Annotated in this window: 10 protein-coding genes; all 10 read left to right on the top strand. The window is 64.5% G+C overall.

Annotated elements, in window-relative coordinates; genetic code table 11:
• Positions 1-13: 13 nt before the first annotated feature.
• The 10 genes from tssK (at position 14) to tagQ (ending at position 15,243) form a co-directional block, all read left to right on the top strand.
• Entirely contained in the window at positions 14-1,348 is a 1,335-nt protein-coding gene (gene tssK, locus AAIS01_RS10105) for a type VI secretion system baseplate subunit TssK (protein ID WP_343468843.1), read from the top strand.
• Positions 1,349-1,354: 6 nt separating this feature from the next.
• Positions 1,355-2,674, top strand: a complete 1,320-nt coding sequence (locus AAIS01_RS10110) for a DotU family type VI secretion system protein (protein ID WP_343468844.1) — start codon at positions 1,355-1,357, stop codon at positions 2,672-2,674.
• A complete protein-coding gene (tssM, locus tag AAIS01_RS10115; protein WP_343468845.1) occupies positions 2,671-6,171 on the top strand; it encodes a type VI secretion system membrane subunit TssM in 3,501 nt (1,166 codons plus the stop codon). Before AAIS01_RS10110 ends, tssM begins: the two co-directional genes overlap by 4 nt.
• Positions 6,168-6,821 (top strand): type VI secretion system-associated protein TagF, encoded by a 654-nt coding sequence (gene tagF / locus AAIS01_RS10120; protein ID WP_343468846.1) that lies wholly within the window; start codon positions 6,168-6,170, stop codon positions 6,819-6,821. The genes tssM and tagF overlap by 4 nt, the downstream gene beginning before the upstream one ends.
• The gene (locus tag AAIS01_RS10125; protein WP_343468847.1) at positions 6,822-7,553 is read left to right on the top strand and encodes a PP2C family protein-serine/threonine phosphatase; all 732 of its coding nucleotides are present in this window, start codon (positions 6,822-6,824) and stop codon (positions 7,551-7,553) included.
• On the top strand, positions 7,550-10,594 hold the full coding sequence (locus AAIS01_RS10130) for a serine/threonine-protein kinase (RefSeq protein ID WP_343468848.1): 3,045 nt from the start codon (positions 7,550-7,552) through the stop codon (positions 10,592-10,594). Before AAIS01_RS10125 ends, AAIS01_RS10130 begins: the two co-directional genes overlap by 4 nt.
• A complete protein-coding gene (locus AAIS01_RS10135) occupies positions 10,594-11,310 on the top strand; it encodes an ABC transporter ATP-binding protein (protein WP_343468857.1) in 717 nt (238 codons plus the stop codon). The genes AAIS01_RS10130 and AAIS01_RS10135 overlap by 1 nt, the downstream gene beginning before the upstream one ends.
• Positions 11,310-12,506: an ABC transporter permease family protein gene (locus tag AAIS01_RS10140; protein WP_343468849.1), complete on the top strand. Its 1,197-nt coding sequence runs from the start codon at positions 11,310-11,312 to the stop codon at positions 12,504-12,506. The genes AAIS01_RS10135 and AAIS01_RS10140 overlap by 1 nt, the downstream gene beginning before the upstream one ends.
• On the top strand, positions 12,499-14,226 hold the full coding sequence (locus AAIS01_RS10145; protein WP_431191918.1) for a formylglycine-generating enzyme family protein: 1,728 nt from the start codon (positions 12,499-12,501) through the stop codon (positions 14,224-14,226). Before AAIS01_RS10140 ends, AAIS01_RS10145 begins: the two co-directional genes overlap by 8 nt.
• Before the next feature lie 84 nt (positions 14,227-14,310).
• A complete protein-coding gene (gene tagQ / locus AAIS01_RS10150; protein WP_343468851.1) occupies positions 14,311-15,243 on the top strand; it encodes a type VI secretion system-associated lipoprotein TagQ in 933 nt (310 codons plus the stop codon).
• The last annotated feature ends 502 nt before the right edge of the window (positions 15,244-15,745 follow it).

Consider the following 15,745-nt stretch of genomic DNA (forward strand, 5'->3'; position numbering starts at 1 on the left):
AATCGGAGCCCCCATGTCCTGGAACAATCGCGTGGTCTGGTCGGAAGGCATGTTCATTGGAACGCAGCACTTCCAGCAGCATGACCGTTACCTGGAAAACCTCATCGACGCTCGCAGCCGCCCGTTGTCGGCCGGGGCCTGGGGGTTTTCCGAACTGCTGATCGACCAGGGCCTGCTGGCCCAGGGCAAGCTGGCGATCATTTCGGCGCGGGGCCTGCTGCCGGACGGCACACCGTTCAATATCCCCCAGGATGACCTGGCGCCGCCTGCGCTGAACGTCGATGACAACCTGCGCGACGGTCTGGTGTACCTGGCCTTGCCGCTCAAGCGTGCCGGTGCGCGTGACACCGTGGATGAAGGCGAAGCGCTGGGCGCTGCGCGCTACGTGAGCCAGGTGTGCGAAGTGCGCGACGATAACGCACCGTTCGAGAACCGCGCGCCGGTGGCCTTGGGTTCGCGGGCGTTGCGCCTGTTGACCGCGCAGGACGGCATCAGTGACTACGCCGCCATCGGCCTGGTACGCATCAAGGAAAAACGTGCCGACCGCGCCCTGGTGCTGGACGACAGCTACATCCCGCCGCTGCTGGATGTGGCCGCCTCCAAACCGTTGGCCGCGTTTCGCAGCGAGCTGTTGGGCCTGCTCCATCAACGCGGCGAAGCCCTCGCGGGGCGGGTGGTGGCCTCCGGTGCCGGGGGCGCCTCAGAGATCGCCGATTTCATGCTCTTGCAACTGGTCAACCGCGCCCAGCCGCTGATCCAGCACCTGAGCCAACTGAGCCCATTGCACCCCGAGCGGTTCTACAGCGAGCTGGTCAGCCTGGCCGGGGAGTTCTCGACCTTCACCGCTTCGGGACGACGACCGCAGGAATATCCGCAATACCAACACGATGACCTGGCGCTCAGTTACGCGCCGGTCATGCAGGCCCTGCGCGAGGCGCTGTCGATGCTGATCGACAGCAAGGCCACGCCGATTCCGATTGTCGAGAAAGCCTACGGCATCCATGTGGCGATGCTGGCCGACAAGACCCTGCTCGACAGCGCCAGTTTCATCCTGGTGGTGCGTGCCGATGTTCCGGCCGAAACCCTGCGCGGTCGCTTTGGCCAGCAGAGCAAGGTCGGTTCGGTGGAACACATTCGCGATCTGGTCAACCTGCAACTGCCGGGCATCGGCCTGCTGCCGTTGCCGGTGGCGCCACGCCAGCTTCCGTACCACGCCGGTTCCACCTACTACGAACTCGACCGGGGCAGTGATCACTGGCAGCAACTGAGCAACTCCGGCGGCTTTGCATTTCATATCGCCGGCCAGTTCCCGGGGCTGAACCTGGCTTTCTGGGCGATCCGAGGATAAACCGCGATGAGCAACGACGATCGTACCCAGTTCATGCCGACGCCCGGTGGCCGTGGCGCCGACCCATTCCGCCCGGATCCTGGCCGTCCGGACTTGGGTCGTCCACAGCCGGCGGCCGCACCGCTGTCGATGCCGGCCGCCCCGGTCCTGACCGGCAAGGCCCAAGGCCTCAACCCGCTGGAAAGCGCGGCCGGTCCGCTGCTGGCGCTGTTGACGCGCCTGCGTAGCACCATCGCCCACCCGGCCCCGGCCAGCCTGCGGGCGCAACTGTTGGCGTACCTGCGCCAGTTCGAGGAGCGCGCCGAAGCCGCCGGCGTGGTGCGCAATGACGTGCTGCTGGCCCGCTACGCCCTGTGTACCGCCCTGGATGAAGCCGTGTTGAGCACCCCCTGGGGCGGCACCAGCGACTGGGGCAAGCAGAGCCTGTTGATCACCGTGCACAACGAAGCCTGGGGCGGCGAGAAGGTCTTCCAGCTCCTGGAGCATTGCCTGCAAAGCCCACGGGAACGCTTGTACCTGCTGGAGCTTTTGTACCTGTGCATGTGCCTGGGGTTCGAAGGGCGCTACCGGGTGATGAACGACGGGCGCAGCCAACTGGAAGCCTTGCGCGAGCGCACCAGCGCGGTGATCCGCAGCGCCCGTGGCGACTACGAACGTGAGCTGTCGCCGCACTGGCGCGGTGTCAGCGTGGCCCGCGATCGACTGGCGCAATTCATGCCGCCGTGGATCGCCGTGGCCATCGGCGCGGCCTTGTTGCTGGCGCTGCTGTTCGGCCTGCGCATGAAGCTGGCCTCCGATGCCGAGCCGGTGTTCAAGAACATCCATGCCCTGGGGGAAATCCCGGTGCAGGCCATCGACCGTCCCGTGGTGCAGCCCAAAGTGATCGAGCGACCACGCCTGGCCGGTTTCCTGGCCGATGAAATCCGCGCCGGTCGGGTCGCGGTGGAAGATGCCGTGGATCGCTCGGTGGTGACCATCCGTGGCGATGAACTGTTCGCCTCGGGCAGCGCCAGCATCTCCGATGATCTGGAGCCGCTGATGCTGCGCATCGCCGACGCCATTCGCAAGGTCAAGGGCCAGGTCCTGGTGACCGGCCACAGCGACAATCGTCCGATCGCCACCCTCAGATTCCCATCCAACTGGGCCTTGTCCGAGGCGCGGGCCAAGTCGGTGCTGCAAATCCTCTCGGCCAAGACCGGCCAGGCCGAGCGCTTCAGCGCCGAAGGCCGCAGCGACACCGAGCCGTTGGCGTCCAACGCCACCGCAGAGGGGCGTGCGCGCAATCGTCGGGTTGAAATCACAGTATTGGCGGAGGGGGTCGAGTGAAGGCGTTTTTCAGTTTTATGATCCGCTGGGTCATCCCATTGCTGGGGCTGATCGCCCTGAGCCTGATCATCTGGTTCGTCGGCCCGCTGCTGGACTGGCTGGTGCCCGAAGGCCGTCGTTGGGCGTTGATCATCCTGGTGTTCGCGGTGTGGATCGCCTACCGGGTGTTTCGCATCATCCAGGCCCGTCGGCAGGCCGCTGAAGTCATGCGCAGCCTGGCCGCGCAAACACCGCCCGATCCCACCAGCGTCGCGACGGCCGAAGAACTCGAAACCCTGCGCCAGCGCATGGACGAAGCCTTGGCGCTGTTGAAGAAAGCCAAGCTGGGCGGGGACGAGCGCCGCAACCTCTACGAACTGCCGTGGTATGTGATCATCGGCCCGCCGGGTTCGGGCAAGACCACTGCGCTGGTCAACTCCGGGTTGCATTTCCCGTTGGCCGCGCAACTGGGCGCCGGCGCGGTACGCGGCGTGGGCGGCACGCGCAACTGCGATTGGTGGTTCACCGATCAGGCGGTGCTGCTCGATACCGCCGGCCGCTACACCACCCAGGACAGCGACGCGACGGTCGACAAGGCCGCGTGGCTGGGCTTTCTCGGGCTGTTGAAAAAGCAACGGGCCCGTCGCCCGATTGACGGTGCGTTCATTGCCATCAGCCTGTCCGACCTGCTGCTGGGCAGCGATGCCGAGCGCGCGGCGCATGCTGCGGCGATTCGCTTGCGCATCCAGGAGCTGTACACCCAGCTGGGCGTACGCTTTCCGATCTACCTGATGCTGACCAAGCTCGACCTGGTGCCCGGGTTCATGGAGTTCTTCGACAGCCTGAGCAAGGAAGAGCGCGCCCAGGTCTGGGGCATGACCTTCGCTCTGGACGATGGCAAGAGCAACGACAGCCCGTTGGCGCATCTGCAAAGCGAATTCGCTGGCCTTGAGCAGCGCCTCAACGACCGCCTGGTGGAACGCTTGCAGCAAGAGCGCGATCCGGCGCGGCGCGACTTGATCTACGGTTTCCCGCAGCAGTTCGGCGCGTTGAAAGATTGTCTGCAAAGTTTCCTCGAAGGCGTGTTCAAGCCCAACGCCTTCGAAGAACGTGTGCTGCTGCGCGGGGTGTATTTCACCAGCGGTACCCAGGAAGGCAGCCCGATCGATCGCTTGATCGGCTCCATGGCCCAGAGCATGAACCTGGACCGCCAGCACCTGGCGCGCCAGACCGGCACCGGGCGCAGTTACTTCATCGAAAAACTCTTCACCGCCGTGGCGTTCGCCGAGCGTGGGCTGGTGGGCGTCGATCCCAAGGTCGAGCGGCGGCGCAAGTGGATCGCCCGTGGCGTACTGGCCTCCACGGTGGCTTTGGTGCTGGTGGTTTCGACGTTGTGGTGGATCAGCTATCGGGCCAACCAGGCGTACATCACCCAGGTCGATCAGAAAGTCGCGCCGCTGGGTCAGGCCGTGCAAAGTCTTAGTCCGGCACAACGCGATGTCCTCGCCGTATTGCCATTGCTCAACGCCGTGAAGCACCTGGCCGACGACGCGCCCGATTGGGCCGAGGGCCTGGGTCTGTATCAAGGCGACATGCTCGAAGCCGAGTCCGGCAGTGTCTATCGCAAGCTGCTGATCGCCGTGTTCGCGCCACGCTTGCTGACACGTATCGAAGAGCAGCTGCACAGCGGCGGCAGTTCGGACTTCCTCTATGAAGGATTGAAGGCCTACCTGATGCTCGCTGACAACGAGCACTACGATGCCGACTTCATCAAGGCCTGGGTGGCCCTGGATTGGGACCGCAGCCTGCCGCGTGACCTGCCGGCCGATCAACGTCTGGCCCTGGGCGAGCATTTACAGGCGCTGTTCGAGCGTCGTCCGCCCACCGCACGCCTGGACCCGCGCTTGATCGAAGACCTGCGCCGGCAGTTGCAGCAACTGCCCGTGGCCCAGCGCGTCTATGACCGGGTCAAGCGCCAGAAACTGCCCGAGGGCATCGCCGACTTTCGCCTCAACGAAGCCGCCGGGCGCGACGCCGCGCTGGTGTTCAGCCGCAAGAGCGGCAAACCCTTGGGCGAGCCACTGAGCGGGTTCTTCACGGTCAAAGGCTACCGCCAGGGTTTCTTGCTCACCAGCCTGAACCAGGCTGGAACGCTGGCTGAAGAACAATGGGTGTTGGGTCGCGACGAGGCCGGGCAGCAGGACGTCGCCAGCCTGGCCGCCGAAGTGCGCCGCTTGTATTTCCAGGATTACCAGCGCCAATGGGACGCCTTGCTGGCCGACATCGACTTTGTGCCGATCACCAGCGTGGCCCAGGCCGCCGATGTCTTGCGGGTACTCTCCGGGCCAAGTTCGCCATTGAAAAAACTGCTGGTGGCGGTGGCGAAAGAAACCGACCTGCAACAGGAAGAACGTGTGCTGGCCGCTCAAGGCGCGCAGGTTGAAGGCGGTGTGGACAAGCTCAAGGAGCGCCTGGGCAGCTTGCTCGGCCAGGAACAGACCGCGCAAAACGCACCCCAGGCCAGCGTTGACCCGGTCACCGCGCATTTCGCCGAGCTCAACAGCATCGTCAGCAAAAACGAAGGCGAACCGGCGGCCATCGATGGCCTGCTCGCCGACATGAATGCCTTGTACGTGCAGGTCAGTGCCATGGTCGGCGCCAGCGGTGACGCGCTGCTCGGCGAAGCCAAGAACCAGGCCCAGGCCGCCGCCACCCGCGTCAGCCTCAACGCCGAGCGCCAGCCGCCGCTGGTGCAGGGGCTGGTCAAGTCGGTGGTCAACTCCACCACCAACAGCATGATGGGCGGGGTGCGCAATCAACTGAACGCTGCCTGGACCAGCGAAGTGGTGAACATCTACCGCCAGTCTCTGGCCGGGCGTTACCCCCTGTCGCCGGGCAGTGCGCGGGACGCAACCCTGGACGACTTCGGCCAGTTCTTCGGCGTCGGCGGGGTGATGGATAACTACTTCCGCAAATACCTGCAACCCTACGTCGATACCTCGACCCAGGCCTGGCGCTGGCAACCGGGTGCGGCACAGAAACTCGGGATCGCCCCTGGCGTGCTGCAAACCTTTCAGCGTGCGGCCACCATCCGCGATGCGTTTTTCCGCGCCGGCGGCACTCAGCCGCTGGTGCGTTTCGAGCTCAAACCGGTGGCGATGGACTCGACCATCACTCAGTTTTTGCTCGATCTCGATGGCCAGCAACTGAGCTACGACCACGGCCCGAGCCGTCCGACCGCCATGCAGTGGCCTAACCCCGGCAGCATCGGCGTGGTGCGGATCTCGATCATGCCGCCCTCGGCCAATGGTCGCTCCGGCATCACCCTGGACGGGCCGTGGGCCTGGTTCCGCCTGTTGGAACAATCGGACCTGACCGCCGGCAACTCGCCGGACCGCTTCAACCTGCGGCTGCGGGTCGACGGCGCCAGCGCCTCTTACGAACTGCGGGCCAACAGTGCCTTCAACCCGTTCAGGAGCCGCGTGCTCAGCGGCTTCAGCCTGCCGGAGCGTCTATGAGTACGCCAGGCTTCTATGGAAAGTTGGCCAGCCGCGGAGACTTTGTCAGCCGTGGCTTGCCCCAGAGTTTTATCGGCCCCTGGGACTCGTGGCTGGCGGCGGGCTTGCTCGCCAGCCAGACCGGCCTGGGCGAGCGTTGGCTGGATGCCTATCTGGTCAGCCCGCTGTGGCGCTTCATGGTCGCGCCCGGGGTCTGTGGGCCCGACGCCGCCGTCGGCGTAGTGATGCCGAGTATCGATCGGGTCGGCCGTTATTTTCCGCTGACCGTCGCGGTGCTGTTGGGCCCCGACGCGGACCCGGCGTCCGTGGTGGGCGGTGCGGATGATTGGTTTGAGCGCGTGGAGAGCCTGCTGTTGAGCACCTTGAACGTGGAGGCAAGTTTCGAGGCCTTCGGTGCAGAACTGGAAAGCCTGGGCAGCCCGGCATACCTGCCGCGCAACCCGAGCAGCCGTTTTGCCAGCCTGCATCGCTTTGATGCCACCGACCCGAAACAGCGCCTGAGTGCCCTCGCCGAATCGGCCTGCGAAGGCGCCAGTTTGTGGTGGGGCCAGGGTTCGGAACGTATCGCGCCCGGTTTGATGCGGTGCCAGGGTTTGCCGGCCGCCGCTGATTTTGCGCAATTTTTGCTTGGCCAAGAAGGTGTGGTGTAGATGCGTCCAAGTGCTGGGAAAGCCTTCAAATCTGCAAGCAAGAGCCATGTCGGCATGGTTCGCCAGGTCAACGAAGACGCGTGCCTGGAACTGCCGGAAAACGGCCTGTGGGTGGTCGCCGATGGCATGGGCGGGCACGCGGCGGGCGACTACGTCAGTAGCTTGATCGTCGACAGCCTGCGCGGCATTGCCGCGGGCCGCTCGCTGGACGAATACGTCGCTGCGCTGCACAGCGACTTGCTGCGGGTCAACGCCGCCGTGCGTGAAGAAACCGCCAACCGTGGCGTGACCATGATGGGCAGCACCGTGGTGGCGCTGGTTGCGCGAGACCTGCGCGGCATGTGCCTGTGGGCCGGTGACAGTCGTTTGTACCGCCTGCGCGACGGCCAGCTCGACAGCATTTCCCGCGATCACAGCTACGTCCAGGACCTGCAGGACAGCGGCCTGCTCAGCGAAGCCGAAGCCCGGGTGCATCCACGGGCCAACATCGTCACCCGTGCCATCGGGGTCGAGGCGCAACTGAACCTGGCGATGGTCGAGTTGCTGCTGGTGCCCGGCGACAGCTACCTGCTGTGCAGCGACGGCCTGACCAAGACCGTCGAGGACGATGAAATCCGTGAAGTCTTGAACCACGATGAGCCCGGCGAGATCGCCAGCAGCCTGGTGTCCCTGGGCCTGATGCGCGGCGCGCCGGACAACATCACCGTGGTTGTCGTGAAGGTGCCGTCATGAGCTTGACCCTGAACATTGTCATCCCTGGCTACGACATTGAAGGGCCGATCGGTGAAGGCGCGATGGCCAGCGTCTACCTGGCGACCCAGCGGTCCCTGGAGCGCAAGGTGGCGTTGAAAGTCATGGCGGCCGCGTTGGCGGCCGACCCGACGTTCTGCGAGCGCTTCCTGCGCGAAGGCAAGACCCTGGCGCGCCTGTCCCACCCGCACACGGTCACCATCCATGACATCGGCAACGTCGGTGAGCTGTATTACATGGCCATGGAATACCTGCCCAACGGCACGCTCAAGGAGCGCATCGCCGCCGGCCTGTCGCCGGAGCAGGGCCTGATCTACATTCGCCAGATTGCCTCGGCCCTGGGTTACGCCCATGGCTTGGGCCTGGTGCACCGTGACGTCAAGCCGGCCAACATCCTGTTCCGCGCTGACGGTACGGCGGTGCTCTCGGACTTCGGCATCGCCAAGTCCCTGGACGACCGCACCCAATTCACCCAGGCCGGTTTCGCCGTCGGTACGCCCAGCTACATGAGCCCGGAACAGGCTCGTGGGCAAGACATCGACGGTCGCGCCGACCTGTATGCCCTGGGCGTGGTGCTCTACGAAATCCTCGTCGGCAAACTGCCGTATACCGGCAATGACGCGCTGTCCACGGCCCTGGCGCACCTGACCGAACCGTTGCCGGAGTTGCCGGTGCATCACGGTCATTACCAGGACGTGTTGCGCAAACTGCTGGCCAAAGACCCGGCGGAGCGTTTTCCGGATGCAGCGGCGCTGTTGCGGGCGCTGGACAATCTGCCCGAGGAATCGGCGCAAGCGACGTTGATCCGGCCGTTGCCGCTGCCCGTCTCGACCCCAGCCTCCGGCGATGACCTGGCGGGATTGACGCCAGTGTCCATCGACATTCCGAGCGGCCCGGCGCAGCCCACGCCGTCCAAACCGGTTGCGCCGCCCGTGAAACCGACACCGCAGTCCAGCGTCTCGGAGCAACGCAAGGGGCCGGTGTTCGCACTCGCCGCCGTCGCGGTAGCCGTGGCGCTGGCGTTGGGTGGCGCGGGTTATTGGTGGTTGTCGGGCGACGATGGAGAAGACACGCCGCCGATTGTCTCGACGCCGCCGGTTAATCCACCGCCGGTGAAGGCTCCAGAAATGCCCCCGGCAAAACCGCCTGTGGCGACGCAGACCGATGGCGACCAGCGTCCATTGTTGATGGCTGGCAAGAAAACCCTGTTCCAGCGAGTGCTGAGTAAACCGGGCGCCAAGCTCGCTGAAGAAGCGGGTGCGGCGCCGGGCAAGGCGTTGCCGGCGTTTTCCGTGCTGTACGTGTATGAGCGCAAAGACCACGATGGCAGCCCCTGGTTGCGGGTCGGCGCGGCCACGGACGGGCGCAGCGACGGCTGGTTGCCGGCCACACAGGTCAGCGACTGGAAGCAAAGCCTGGTGCTCAAGTTCACCGAACGTTCCGGCCGTGCGCCAGTGATGTTCCTGCGTCAGCCCGGCGAAGTGGAAAAGCTGCTGGCCGACCCTTCAGCGGCCAGGAATGTCTTGCTCAAGGCCCAGCAGAACCGTGAAGACAACCAGCAAGTGCTGGCCCTGGAACCGGCCGCCAGCGCTGTGCCGCAGAACCAGTTCTACCTGTTGCCGATCTTCGATTCCCGCGAAAGCTTCGATGAGACCGGCCAGCCGGTGCAGTTGCTGAACGTGGCGTCCATCGACCCCGGCAACGCGCCGAAGGCTACAACCAACACGCCCATCAGCACCGCCAACGCCGACGCGTTCCGTACCGCCGTGGTGCTAGTGGTGGACACCACCGTGTCGATGCAGCCCTACATCGATCAAGTCCGCGACGTGGTCCACCAGCTGCAAAGCCGCATCGCCGAGCGTGGCGAGCTGGACAGTGTCAGCTTCGGCATGGTGGGTTTTCGCAGCAGCACCCAGAAGACCCCCGGCCTGGCATACGTCGCCAAGACCCTGATCACCCTGGAGCAAGGTCGCGATCCGCAGCGCTTCATGGAGATGGCGAGACAGGTCAAGGCGTCCACGGTGTCGAGCCACTCGTTCAACGAAGATGCGTTTGCCGGGGTCATGGAAGCCGTTGAAGGCATGGACTGGTCCGGTTACGGCGGGCGCTTGATCCTGCTGGTCACCGATGCCGGCGCCTTGCGCAAGAACGATCCGTTTGCCGCCACGCAAATGAACGAAGCCGAAGTGCGTCAGGCGGCGCTGGGCAAACAGATCAAGATCTATGCCTTGCACCTGCTCAGCGACGCCGGCAAGAAAACCCACGGCGGTGCGCAGAGCCAATATCGCACTCTGACCGCCGACGCCAACCCGCAGATCGGTGACCTGTACATCCCGGTGCCGGGCGCCGATGTGCGCAAGTTTGGCGAGCGCGTCGACGAGATCGGCTCGGTGTTCGCCGACCTGGTCCATCAGGTGCGCAGCAACAAACCGCAAGCCGTGCCGCAGCTGGGCGCCGCGCCAAGCCTGGCCGATAAATCGGCGGCGGTGGGCTACGCGATGCACATGGACTTTTTGGGGCGAAAATCTGCCAGCCAGGCGCCGCAACTGGTCAGCGCCTGGACCGCCGACCGTGACCTGACCAACCCGGCGCTGCCGGCGTTCCAGGTCTGCGTGATGCTGACCAAACTGCAACTCAACGACTTGCAGCAGTCGTTGAAGCTGATCGTCGATGCGGCGCGCAAGACCCAGACGTCGCCCAAGGATTTCTTCCAGGAAATCGCCAGTGCCAGTGCCTACATGAGCCGTGATCCTTCGGCGTTGCGCAAGGGTGGCAACCTGGCTGACGGCGGGATTCTCGGCGAGTACCTCGAAGGGCTGCCGTACCGCAGCAAGTCGCTGAACATGACCCAGGATTTGTGGCTGTCCCTGAGCGTGGCCGAGCAGGAGGATTTCATCGACGAGCTGGATTCGAAAATCCGCCTCTACGAGACCTTCCACAACGATCTGGCCAACTGGGTACGGTTCGGCGATGCCGAGCCGGGCGATGCCCTGTACCGCGTGCCATTGTCGACGCTGCCATGATGCTGAACATCAGTGCCGTACACAAAAGCCGGGGCGCCGGCAGCCAGCGCTACAGTCTGGTGATTCCACGGCTGCAATTGCGTGCCGGCGAACAACTGGCGGTGGTTGGCCCCAGCGGTTGCGGCAAGAGCACCTTGTTGGATCTGCTGGCCTTGGTGCTGGCGCCGGATCAGGCCGGGCAGTTCGATTTCACGCCGGCCAACACGCCGTTGGACGTCGCCGCGCTATGGCGTGCGGGGCAACAGGGCGCCTTGGCGGACCTGCGCAGCCGGCATCTTGGTTATGTGTTGCAGACCGGTGGTTTGCTGGGTTTTCTGGACGTGCGCGGCAACATCGAATTGTCGCGCAAACTGCTCGGCATGGCAGATGACGGCAGCGTCACGCGCCTGGTCGGGCAACTGGACATTGCCGATCAACTGGACAAGAAGCCGGCGGATTTATCCGTTGGCCAGCGTCAGCGAGTCAGTTGTGCTCGGGCCCTGGCGCATGGGCCGCGCCTGTTGTTGGCCGATGAGCCGACCGCGGCCCTCGATCCGCTGAATGCTGAACGGGTTATGCAGTTGTTGGTGGCCCAGGCCCGCGATCACAGCGTGTGCTGTGTCGTTGCGACTCACGATGAGTCACTGGCTCGCGCCAGTGGTTTGCAGGTGCGGCGCATCAGTTGTCGTCGCGACGCCGATGGCGGCGTCACCGCGACCCTCGGGGAGGCTTGCTGATGCGCGGCGCGCTGGTGGCTTCCCTGGCCTGGCAGGATTACCGCAACGATGCCTGGCTGTCGGCCTGTTCGGTGCTGGCGCTGGTGGCGGTGGTCGCGCCGTTGCTGGTGTTGTTCGGCCTGAAATTCGGTCTGGTCAGCAGCCTCACCGAGCGCCTGGAAAATGACCCGGCGACCCGGGAGATCATCCCGTTGGGCGGTGGTCGGTTCAGCGCTGAGTTCGTTGAGCAATTGGGCCGGCGCAGTGATGTGGCGTTTGCCCTGGCCCGCACGCGGCAGATTGCGGCCACTGCGGATTTGAGCAGCGAGGCTGCGCCCGTCACTGTCGAAATGATCCCCACGGCGGCCAATGATCCCTTGTTTGAGCGCCTGCCGGTGCCGCAAGGGCTGGATCAAGTGGTGCTCAGCCACACCGCCGCCGAAAAACTCGGCGCCAAGGCCGGTGATTGGCTGCAGGCCAGTTTCAGTCGGCAGGTGGCCGGTCGTAGCGAGGCGCAGCGCACGCGCGTGCAGGTGTTGCACGTGTTGCCGCTTGAGGCTTTTGCCCGGGATGGTTTGTTCGCGCCGCTGGCGCTACTGGAAGCGGCGGAGGACTACCGCGACGGTCGCGCCGTGCCCGCGTTCGGCTGGCCGGGCGATACGGTGGGACAGAGCGCGCAGCGGGTCTACCCGGCGTTTCGCCTGTACGCCCGCAACCTCGGCGATGTCGAGCCGCTGCGCCAATACTTCGCGGCGCAGAACCTGTTGGTATCCACCCAGGCCCAGACCATCGCACAAGTGCAATCGCTGAGCCGCAACCTCTCGATCGTGTTCTGGATCATCGCCGGGTTGGCGTTGGCGGGAGCGTTCGCGGCGATTTTTGCCGGTGCCCTGGCGGCGGTCGAGCGCAAGCGTCGGGAGCTGTCGGTGTTGCGCCTGCTGGGGGTTTCCACGGCGGCGCTGTTGTTGTTTGTGGTGTTGCAGGCGCTCTACAGCGCCGCATTGGCGGCCCTGTTGAGTGCCGGGCTGTATGGCCTGGCGCAGTCGGGCCTCAATTATTTATTTGCGCAGATGCCGGGTGAGTACGCCAGCCATTTGCTGGTGAGTCACTACACCTTGGCCCTGCTGGCCGTGCTCGGCGTCAGCGCCGTGGCGGCGGCGTGTGGTGGCTGGCGGGTGGTGCGCATCCAGGCGTGTGAAGGAATTCGCGATGTATAAGTTATTGGGCGCCGCCGTGGCGCTGAGCCTGGCCGGTTTGGCCTGGGCCGATGAAAGCACCGACAAACTGGACAACCCTAAACCGCTGCCCGGTGACGTCAGCCTGCCGTTGCCGTGCGAAGGGCAAATGGTGTTCCGTTACGTTTACGTCCTTGCCCAAGGCACTCTGGATGATCGGGAGATCAGCCTCGGCTACCCGTTCAGCGAAGGCGAGGCCGGTTATAAGCAGTCGTTCATTTCCGGGTATCGCCGGGACTTCATCAACGGCCAGTTCACCCTCAAGGATCTGCCCAAGGACTGGAACAAAACCATCGCGCCGTTGATGCCCAAGGCAGACGCCAAGACCCCGCTCAAACCGATGCTGTACTTCATCGGCAAATACGAGGTCACCGCGCGTCAATACGCCCAGGTCATGGCCCAGGCGCAATCGCTGGCCAGCGGTGAACCGGCACCGGCCTGCGAGGTGCTGCAAGCGGAGCTTCCACAAGGCATGGCCGGACGGCTGCCCAAGGTGAAACTGTCCAAGTTCGAGGCCGAACGCTTTGCTGCGGTGTACAGCGCCTGGCTGATGAAGTACCACAAGGCGCTGCTGCCGGTGAGCGGGCGCGGCAGCTCCGCCGAAGACGGCGGGCTGGGCTTCGTGCGTTTGCCCACCGAAGTCGAGTGGGAATTCGCCGCTCGTGGTGGGCAAGCCGTCAGCCGCCAGGACCTGGAGGGGCGCTTGTTTCCCCGGCGCCTGGAAGGCAGTGAAAGCGACGGGCCACTGGCCGACTGGGCGGTGTTCAACCAAGTCGCTGGCGGCACCGGCCAGGCGGCGCGGCTGATGCCCGTCGGCATCAAACTGCCGAACCCCATCGGCTTGTTCGACGTGATCGGCAACGCCGCCGAGATGGTCCAGGAGTCCTTCCAGCTGGTGCATGCCGGTCGCCGCCAGGGCGCCTACGGTGGCTTCGTGGTCAAGGGCGGCAACTACCTGGAAGGCGAAGGCACGCTGTTCACCGGCATGCGCCGCGAATATCCCTTATTCGCCGCCGACGGCACCGAGCAAAGCAACGAAACCACCGGGTTCCGCGTGGCGGTCGGGGCGTTGTCGGCGCCGCGCTCACGGTACAAGGAACTGTTCGCCCAATGGGAGAAAGAAGGCCGCCTCGCATCCCTGACCGATGCCATCGATGAAGCCGAAGACCCGACCAAGCGCCTGGACAGCATCATCGCTGCCAGCGTCGACCCGCGCCTGCAAGCCGAGCTGGGGCTGGTCAACGAAGAGCTCAAACGCAATGTCTCGCTCATCGCCCAGCAACGCGAGGAAGCGGCGGGCAACCTGATCCAATCGGCGGCCCTGGTGGCCGAGACCATCAATAACTACAACATTCGCCTGACCAATTTGCAGAACAGTCGCCAGCAGGCCGTGGACGCCAAGGACGAGGCCAGCGCCAAGCTGTTCGCCACGGCCATCAACAACGGCCGCAGCGCACTCGATGGCGCCGTGGCGATTTACATCGACAACCTGGCCACCGGCACGCGCTACACCGATGCCGTGATCCAGGCGCAATTTCAACGCATCAAGGAGGAGTTGGAGCGCAAGCCGGTGCTGGGCAGAAGCCTGGTGGCGCGCGCGACGTTATTCGTTCGCCATGTCGGCAATTATCGTCAGCAAAAACGAGCCGACCCGGCAGCGATATTGAAGGAACTGCTCGCATCGAGCGGTCAGCGGTCTTGACCGTTGGTTGTCAGCGAGTTTGGAAGGGACTCAGGCGGCGGTGGGCCGTACTGAGCTGGTCAACACTTAAAAGAGAACACAATCATGCTTTTCTCCCGTAAACCTTTTGCTTCGGTTTCCAAGCGTCACCTGCTGATGGTCGCTGTCGGTTTCAGCACTGTACTGACCGGCTGCGCCACGTCGCCGACTTCCAAGGTCGCGTCGAGCACCAAGGTCGAGTACTACCCTAACTGCTATGAGCCGGTGCAACACTTGCGCGCCACCGAGGGCAACATGACCAAATCGGTGCTCACCGGCGCAGCGGTTGGCGCAGTCGGCGGTGCGCTGCTGGGCGCCCTGACCGCCGACAAGGAAGACCGCGGTCGCAACGCCGCCATCGGTGCTGCCGGTGGCGCGCTGGCCGGTGGCGCGACCGGTTACTACACCGAGCGTCAGAAGCAGATCGCCGATGACAACCAGCGCATCGCGTCCTACGCCGCCGACGTCAACAAAAGCGCCGCCGACATCGACCGCAGCACCGCGTACGCCAAGGCTTCGCAGCAGTGCTACCAGAACGCGTTCAGCAAGCTGGTGGCCGACCGCAAGGCCAAGACCGTCAACGAAACCGAAGGCCGCAAGCGCCTGGCAGAAATCGTCTCCGGCCTCAAAGAGTCCAACGACCTGATCGTCGCGGTCAACGGCAAAGCCGCCGAAGACCTGAACAACTACACCCAGGCCTATGAAAAAGACCTGCAGCAGGTGGGTGTGCAGCGTACCGACGTGGTAACCGTAGCGACTGCGGAAACCAAGCCGGTTGTCGCTTCGACCAAGACCAAAAAAGCCGTGAAGCCGGCGAAAAAGCCGGTGTTGCCAACCGTGCCGAAAGAAGCGGTGACCACCGAGAAAACCCTGCAGACGGCCAAGGCCAAGCAGGATGAAAGCAAGCAGGTTGCCAGCGCCGGCACCAGCCAGGTCAACAGCATGTGCAAAAACCCGGACCTGGGTGACTGGGCGCCGGTTCCTTGCCCGAATGTTTGATTGAGTGAGGGCTGCTGATCATTCCTTTATGGAGTGATCAGCGCACAAAACCTGTGGGAGCGGGCTTGCTCGCGAAGGCGTCAATTCAGTCAGCATGTGTGTTGGCTGGCACCCCGCTTTCGCGAGCAAGCCCGCTCCCACATTTGTTTTGTGTTGCCGCAATATCCCCGATCCTCTGTGGGAGCGAGCTTGCTCGCGAGGCGGCCTGACAGCCGGCCTGGCTCTCCCGGTTGTACGTCGATCACACTGGGGGAGCGAGCCTGCTCGCGATGGCGGCCTGACAGCCGGCCAGGATTTGGTTGACTGGGTACATATCCGTTGCTGCGGTAACGGCGGCTTAGGGTTCCGCCCTTACGGCGGGTCACTTTTGGCAAACGCCCCAAAAGTAACCAAAAGGTCTTTGCCCCACCACTCGGCACCTCGCCTAGGCTCGGTGTGCCCTCACTCCGGCATTGCTCCGTGGGCCCGCCGCGAAGGGCCATCCATGGCCCAGCGCGGCTAT

The organism is Pseudomonas halotolerans (assembly GCF_039581215.1).
Taxonomy (GTDB): Bacteria; Pseudomonadota; Gammaproteobacteria; order Pseudomonadales; family Pseudomonadaceae; genus Aquipseudomonas; species Aquipseudomonas tehranensis.

Bases quoted from the DNA above. Each gene is read 5' to 3' on its own strand.
- tssK (WP_343468843.1), top strand. From the start codon at position 14: ATGTCCTGGAACAATCGCGTGGTCTGGTCGGAAGGCATGTTCATTGGA.
- AAIS01_RS10110 (WP_343468844.1), top strand. From the start codon at position 1,355: ATGAGCAACGACGATCGTACCCAGTTCATGCCGACGCCCGGTGGCCGT.
- tagF (WP_343468846.1), top strand. From the start codon at position 6,168: ATGAGTACGCCAGGCTTCTATGGAAAGTTGGCCAGCCGCGGAGACTTT.
- AAIS01_RS10125 (WP_343468847.1), top strand. From the start codon at position 6,822: ATGCGTCCAAGTGCTGGGAAAGCCTTCAAATCTGCAAGCAAGAGCCAT.
- AAIS01_RS10130 (WP_343468848.1), top strand. From the start codon at position 7,550: ATGAGCTTGACCCTGAACATTGTCATCCCTGGCTACGACATTGAAGGG.
- AAIS01_RS10135 (WP_343468857.1), top strand. From the start codon at position 10,594: ATGCTGAACATCAGTGCCGTACACAAAAGCCGGGGCGCCGGCAGCCAG.
- AAIS01_RS10140 (WP_343468849.1), top strand. From the start codon at position 11,310: ATGCGCGGCGCGCTGGTGGCTTCCCTGGCCTGGCAGGATTACCGCAAC.
- AAIS01_RS10145 (WP_431191918.1), top strand. From the start codon at position 12,499: ATGTATAAGTTATTGGGCGCCGCCGTGGCGCTGAGCCTGGCCGGTTTG.
- tagQ (WP_343468851.1), top strand. From the start codon at position 14,311: ATGCTTTTCTCCCGTAAACCTTTTGCTTCGGTTTCCAAGCGTCACCTG.